Source organism: Flavobacterium tegetincola DSM 22377 (assembly GCF_000425485.1).
Taxonomy (GTDB): domain Bacteria; phylum Bacteroidota; class Bacteroidia; order Flavobacteriales; family Flavobacteriaceae; genus Flavobacterium; species Flavobacterium tegetincola.
This window is the reverse complement of sequence record NZ_AUDN01000040.1, coordinates 1-6100: the sequence shown is the minus strand read 5'-3', so window position 1 is coordinate 6100 and position 6100 is coordinate 1. Positions and strand designations below refer to the sequence as shown.

The 6100-nt window shown below is 29.6% G+C and carries 7 protein-coding genes; 5 read left to right on the top strand and 2 right to left on the bottom strand.

The genetic code is table 11. From position 1 onward, the window contains the following. A partial coding sequence (locus tag H602_RS18605) for a phage integrase N-terminal SAM-like domain-containing protein (protein ID WP_281170769.1) occupies positions 1-217 on the bottom strand: 217 nt, incomplete at its 3' end. A 248-nt stretch (positions 218-465) separates the two neighbouring features. Further along, on the bottom strand, positions 466-750 hold the full coding sequence (locus tag H602_RS0109435) for a hypothetical protein (protein WP_026977778.1): 285 nt from the start codon (positions 748-750) through the stop codon (positions 466-468). Positions 751-1076: 326 nt separating this feature from the next. Between H602_RS0109435 and H602_RS0109430 the strand changes: the two genes are divergently transcribed. From H602_RS0109430 to H602_RS0109405, 5 genes are all read left to right on the top strand, one after another. Continuing rightward, the gene (locus H602_RS0109430; RefSeq protein ID WP_026977777.1) at positions 1077-1544 is read left to right on the top strand and encodes a hypothetical protein; all 468 of its coding nucleotides are present in this window, start codon (positions 1077-1079) and stop codon (positions 1542-1544) included. 12 nt (positions 1545-1556) lie between these two features. Next, a complete protein-coding gene (locus tag H602_RS0109425; RefSeq protein ID WP_026977776.1) occupies positions 1557-1952 on the top strand; it encodes a hypothetical protein in 396 nt (131 codons plus the stop codon). Between the two features lie 413 nt (positions 1953-2365). Then, positions 2366-3022 carry a hypothetical protein gene (locus H602_RS0109420; RefSeq protein ID WP_026977775.1) on the top strand — a complete coding sequence of 219 codons (657 nt, stop codon included), beginning with the start codon at positions 2366-2368 and terminating at the stop codon, positions 3020-3022. A 272-nt stretch (positions 3023-3294) separates the two neighbouring features. Next, on the top strand, positions 3295-4464 hold the full coding sequence (locus H602_RS0109410) for a TlpA family protein disulfide reductase (RefSeq protein ID WP_169516032.1): 1170 nt from the start codon (positions 3295-3297) through the stop codon (positions 4462-4464). A gap of 187 nt (positions 4465-4651) precedes the next feature. Next, the gene (locus H602_RS0109405; RefSeq protein ID WP_026977772.1) at positions 4652-5833 is read left to right on the top strand and encodes a YCF48-related protein; all 1182 of its coding nucleotides are present in this window, start codon (positions 4652-4654) and stop codon (positions 5831-5833) included. Positions 5834-6100: the final 267 nt, after the last annotated feature.

Genomic DNA, 6100 nt, shown 5'->3' with positions numbered 1-6100 from the left:
AAGGTGTTTTGGAACGTTTTTGGAGCGTATACAAGTATTCTTGGACTTGCTCTACATCCAATTCGGTTGGGATTTTACCAAAGTGCAATGCTATTGATGCAACATGTTGGGCATAATTCCTGTAGGTACTGTCGCTCCTGCCTAAAATGGACATCGCTCGTTCAAATCGGTGAAGTAACTCTGCAAATTCAGGAACTTGAGCAACGGCTCGACTCAGAATTGTGTTGGATCCAACTAACTCATCTGCTTTTTTTTGTCATTGTAATTCATTTTTAATTAGTTTTACAAAGGACTAACATTTTCAGGTGACACGCTACCGAAGGTTTAGTTCAACAGCGGTTTGCAAAAATGGCGAAATATGTGGTAAATTAACGTTTATCTTTCGCAAGAAATTTTATCTTAGCCGAAAAATCTCGGTTACGAAGTTCGCCACTTCTGCAAGCCGCGAGACGTTATAGCTCATTGCTACGATTCGTCTTCATAATCAAAATCAGTTTCGATGTTGTTTATAAATTCCTTAAAAACATCAAAAGATTCTCTATTCTTAAAAGCAAGTACAATTTGTGGTTCAAATTCATCGGTGTTACTTTTAAATTCGCCAATCTCTCCAATTGGAGAAAATTCTTTTTCTTTTATTAATAATAATTTGTAGCTATCGTTTTGAGTGTTTACTAAAGAAACTGTTCCTTGACCGAAAGTAACAACAGTTACATCTTCGACATTTCCATATTTTATTTTTTTAATCGACATAACATTTAGTTTTTAATGACCCGCAACGTGCTATAACAAGTGTTTGGCAAAAAATCGGGTTCGGTTATTAATTTAAAGTTTGTTTTTCTTTGTTAATTTTAGGCTTAATCGAAGATTTAGGCTTGTTTATCCGCTTCTTCGCCAAGCACTCGGACGTTATGCACAATTGTAAAACAACGTCCGTGCTAAAAAAGCAACAACCTGTAAAGTTAACAATACTTTTTTCTATACTGCATTACTTTTTTTTAGTAAAAGCGTGAAACTAATATTTATTTTTTTATCTTTAAAGCAATTTTGTAACAGTACTAATTTAAAAATTATTTATAATGGCAGAAAAAATTGATGTATCAGGAGTATCTATTAAGAATTTCCCTCAAAATGGAGAAATTAGCCCTATCAATGCTGGGATATGGCATAACTATTATTTATACACTGGAAAACTCGCAGAGCAAGAGTTGAATTGGAGTGATGATTATAAAGTTTGGTTGGATTATATGTTGGGTAAAGCTCAAAAAAGTGAGGACGATGGTGTTCTTCCTTCTGGGAGTATGCCCTATATAAGCAAAATTTATGACACTTTAAATGATGCGATAAACTACCAAGATTTTGCCCCTACTATTAACCAATTAAAGGAAATATTTGAGGGATTAGGCAATGATACTAAATTTAACAAAACGGCTTTAGTTTCTGTCGCAAGTGTGTCTTATTATAGTTCTCTTTTTTGGTCTGAAATTAACATTGTAGAACCAAACGGTAGTTTAAGCAAAATTAAGATTCCAAAGTGGGTAAATTAAAAGTTAATTATTATGAAATTAAGCAACAACATATTATTAGTGCTGTTATTGCTTTTGTCTTTATGTGTCTATGGACAAACAAAAACAATAGCATATACAGAAGAAATTATAAAAGTAGAAATAGGTTACACTTCAGCTTTTTCTGAAAAATATTCAGCAACATTTGAGATGAAAAAAAGTGCTACTATTGGTGGGCTTGATAAGAGTGAACTTAATAAAAAATTTTTCAAATCATCTTCTTCTTATGATGTGTTGGAATACATTCTTGATACAGGGGAATATACTTTGTTTCAAATAGTGCCTCTAAATTCAGGAAGTGGAATGGGGAATAGCGAAGGAACTAATAAATTTATTTATTTTTTTAAGAAATTAAACAACAATAAAATCTTAAATATTAACTCCGAATAAAGTAGAAATTAACTTTGTCAGTGTTTACAGTCAGACAAATTATTGCGCTTTGACAACTGTGCATAACCTCCGTTTGGCAATATGGCGGGTTTAGGCTTGATTTGAAGTCGGTTTTGTACTTGGAAAATTAGTCATTAACCGAAAAATCAGGCTTCCTTAATCCGCCACATCGCCAAGCGGCATAACGTTGGCAGAAAATTTGTACCGACGTTACCGCTGAAAGATGATTAAAATAACAACATAAAGTTTGTTTATCATAAAAAAAGCGACTCGTTTTAATAACAAAAAGCTAGGATTAGTAAGCCACGTGGATGGTACAAAATAACTAGAATTAAAAATTCAAAAAGTAGTACCTTAAAGTTATCATCCATGCGGTAATCCGTAAAATCGTAAAAAGGGAAGTAACATTAATTATGAAAAATATTTTTATCATCATCATTTCGTTAGTATTAATTACAAGTTGTAATAATGAGGAAATAATTAAGAACGATAGTTCGAACGAATTTATTCAACTATCGAGGGGGAGTCAAGATATTGAAAAATCAAGTGAATTTATTCATTTTAGAGGAACATTTTCAACCTATTTGACGGAACTTAATAGTAACCCGAACTATCAGACAGAAAAGATACTTTTAGCTAATTTAGATATTCAAAATTTAGAAAATGTGGACCTATCAGGCACTAAATTATATGCCTCTATTTTAGAATTGGAAAGTTTATACACTACTTATGGAATATTTACTTTTACGTCTTCAAACACCGTTAATTCAAACAATGCATTTCAAAACTATGTGATTGAAGGTGGCACATTACCTCTTCAATTAAATTCTGGAACAAATCAAACAAATGATAATCCATGCGTATTTGGATGCATAAACGATGCTGTCGCTTGCAGCAACATTGTAAATCACGCATACAATACTCAAATGAATTTGGCGTCTAGAGAATTATTGAGAGGAAATCCTTTTGGCGCCGCTGTTATGGCAACAATAGCTAGAATTCAACAAGGTAATGGTCAAAGCGAGTGTGCAAACAATCTAAAGGGTTGTTACAGTGGATGTGAAGAATAGTTGTTTTTAACAAGAAAGGGTTAACGTTGTAATAAAACTTAACCCTTTAAAAAAAATTAATTATGCGTAACAATATTGAAAAGAAATCTGCCTCATCTACTATACGAAAGTTAAAAAAAAAATTTCTAATAATAGAATTAAAAATATATGAAGACAAAAAAAAATCTTTCTTTTCTAAAGTAAAAAGAAACGTAAAACTATATATTATTTTTAGCAAAATGCGTTGTGAGATAAAAAGAAATAATTATTAATCTACGTCAAAAATGAACTTTATGAAATATATACTATTCTTAATATTTACATTTAACATATCCTTTTGTCAAGAAAAATTGACAATAAATAAGGATAGTCCTAAAATAAATATCACCGATTGGATATATAATATTCCATCTCAAAAAGATATTAACGGGAAATACATTGTTTTAGAATTTTGGGCAACGTGGTGCTCACCTTGTTTAAAATCAATACCCCACCTGAATAATTTACAAACTAAATTTAATCAAGACAATTTGATATTTATTTCAATTACAGATGAAAAAGTAAGTAAAGTAAAAAAAATTCTAGAACTTGTAAAATTTAATTCAATTGTCGTCACAGATACTACGAAAGTAACACAAAAAAATTTCGGAAATAATACTAATGGAATTAGTGAACTTCCCTTAACAGTTTTAATTGATGACAGAAATGTCGTAAAATGGATTGGTAAACCAAAAAATTTAACGGAAGAAATTATGAATTCTTTTTTAGAAAAAAGGGAGATTTTTAGCACCGTAAACAATAGTAAAAAATTAAATTTTACAAGGCAAACAAATTTTGAAAAATTTTTAGAAATAGCAAAAGATGATCAAATTGAGTATTATTTTGAAATAAAAAAAACTGAAAGATCTAATTTGAATTCTTTTAAACTGAACAAAGTCAATCCTAATCTATTTTATCTAGAGGCTATAAACATAAAAGAATTATTATTAACCACATTAAATTATAATATTAATCTCTTTACTGTTGATTCAATATTAGGTACAGATTCATACGATGTAACTTTTAAAAAAAGTATAAATACATTACAAAATTTTGATCTTTTAGAAATAAATATTTTAAATTTTTTTTCACTAAAAAAATCAATTGAATTTAAGAGAATACAATCATATGGTATTTATACAAATCACAATATATTAGAAAAATCTTTTGAAATAGAACATTCAGTAGTAAAGTTTGAAAATAATGTATTATTATTTCATTATAATATTCAGATGCTTTGCGATTATTTAAATAAAAATTCAGATTTGCTATTTCACTGTAATAATTCAGAAAAAAATAAGTTTTTTAATTTTAAAATCAATATCAAAGATCAAAATTCAATATTAGAAAGTTTAGAAAGCCTAGGGTTAAAAACCGTTAAAGAATTTGAAGAATTTGAATTTTTGCATTTCAAGAATATTTAAATCTTCTGCCAACCGTCGTTTGGCAATATGGCGGGATTTGGCTTAATTTAAAGATGGTTTTGTACTTGGAAAATTAGTCATTAACCGAAAGATTACGCTTCCTTAATCCGCCACATCGCCAAGCGACCAAACGTTAGCAGAAATATTAGAAAACGGGGGAGAATTCAAGAACTTAAAAATTAAAAATATGAAAAGAATACTGCTTATTTTAGGAATTCTATGTTGGGGATTTACATTTTCTCAAACAAATTGGGAAATAGTAAATTCCGGTACAATAAATAAATTGAACGATATACAATTTACAAGTAATTATATAGGGTATGTTGTTGGTGAAAACGGAACAATATTAAAAACACTGGACGGCGGAAATTCTTGGTCGGACATATCAATTACTACAAATGAATTTATAAATTCAATCTCTTTCATTAATGATAATATTGGATATTTATCAACTCAAAATAGAATATACAAAACAATTGATGGAGGCATAAATTGGACAATAAAAACTGAAGATTTGGTAAATAATTTTAATACTATTAAATTTTTAACTGAACAAATTGGATTTATAGGAACTGATAGCAATATTTTTAAAACAACTAATGGTTCTCAAAACTGGATAAATATAAAAACGACATTATCTAATATAAACACAATTTCATTTCCAACTTCAAATACTGGTTTCTTTACTGGTGGTTCAAGTTCTGGTTATGTTTATAAAACAACCGACCAAGGGAGTACAATAGGCACAATTATAAATCCATACAATACAATTAGAGAAGAAATTCAATTTTTAGATAATAATATTGGCTACCTTATTGGTTGGTATAATCCATACATATTGAAAACAACAAATGGTGGGACATCTTGGTTCGAAATAAATATGGATTATGCTGGAGGAATGGCGGTTCATTTTTTAACAGAACAAATAGGATATCATATCGATAATAGTGGAGGAAACTCAAAAATTTTTGGAACGAATGATGGTGGTTTAAATTGGAATAATGAACTGACATTTGCTTCATCAAGTTCATACGGACTTAAAAAGTTTGTTTCAAATTCAACAAGTGTATTGTGTATTGGCGATAATGGAATTATCTATAAAAAAAGTTTAACGCTATCAAATTACAGCTTTGCCACTAACAATAACATAAAAATTTATCCAAATCCAACTGCTAATATTATTAATGTTGAAGAAATTAACAAAGAAGGAACTTTAACAAATTATATCATTTATAATTTAATTGGGCAAGAAATAGTTAAAGGGAAAATAAATAATAATCAAATTGACTTACAATACATATCTGATGGCGCATACATATTAAAACTTGGAGATAAAAATCAAACCTTTAAGATAATAAAAGAACAGTAAAAATACTTCTGCTAACAGCTAAGGTTTCGTTGCGTTCGGAGAACGAACAATGAAACCTGTGTTGAACGGAACCGATTACATGCCGTCAACACTTATGGAGTTATCGTAAAGCGTTTTGAAGAATATCAAGAGGATTAGATGATCCTCTTTTTTTGTGCAGTAAAATGGGGGTCATTTTTTAGTGTTTACCTTCACTTTTGAGCACAGTGCCCTTACCCATTCCAAGTTAATTTTGGTGGGACTTTGCCTTTTGGCTAACGCCAAGAT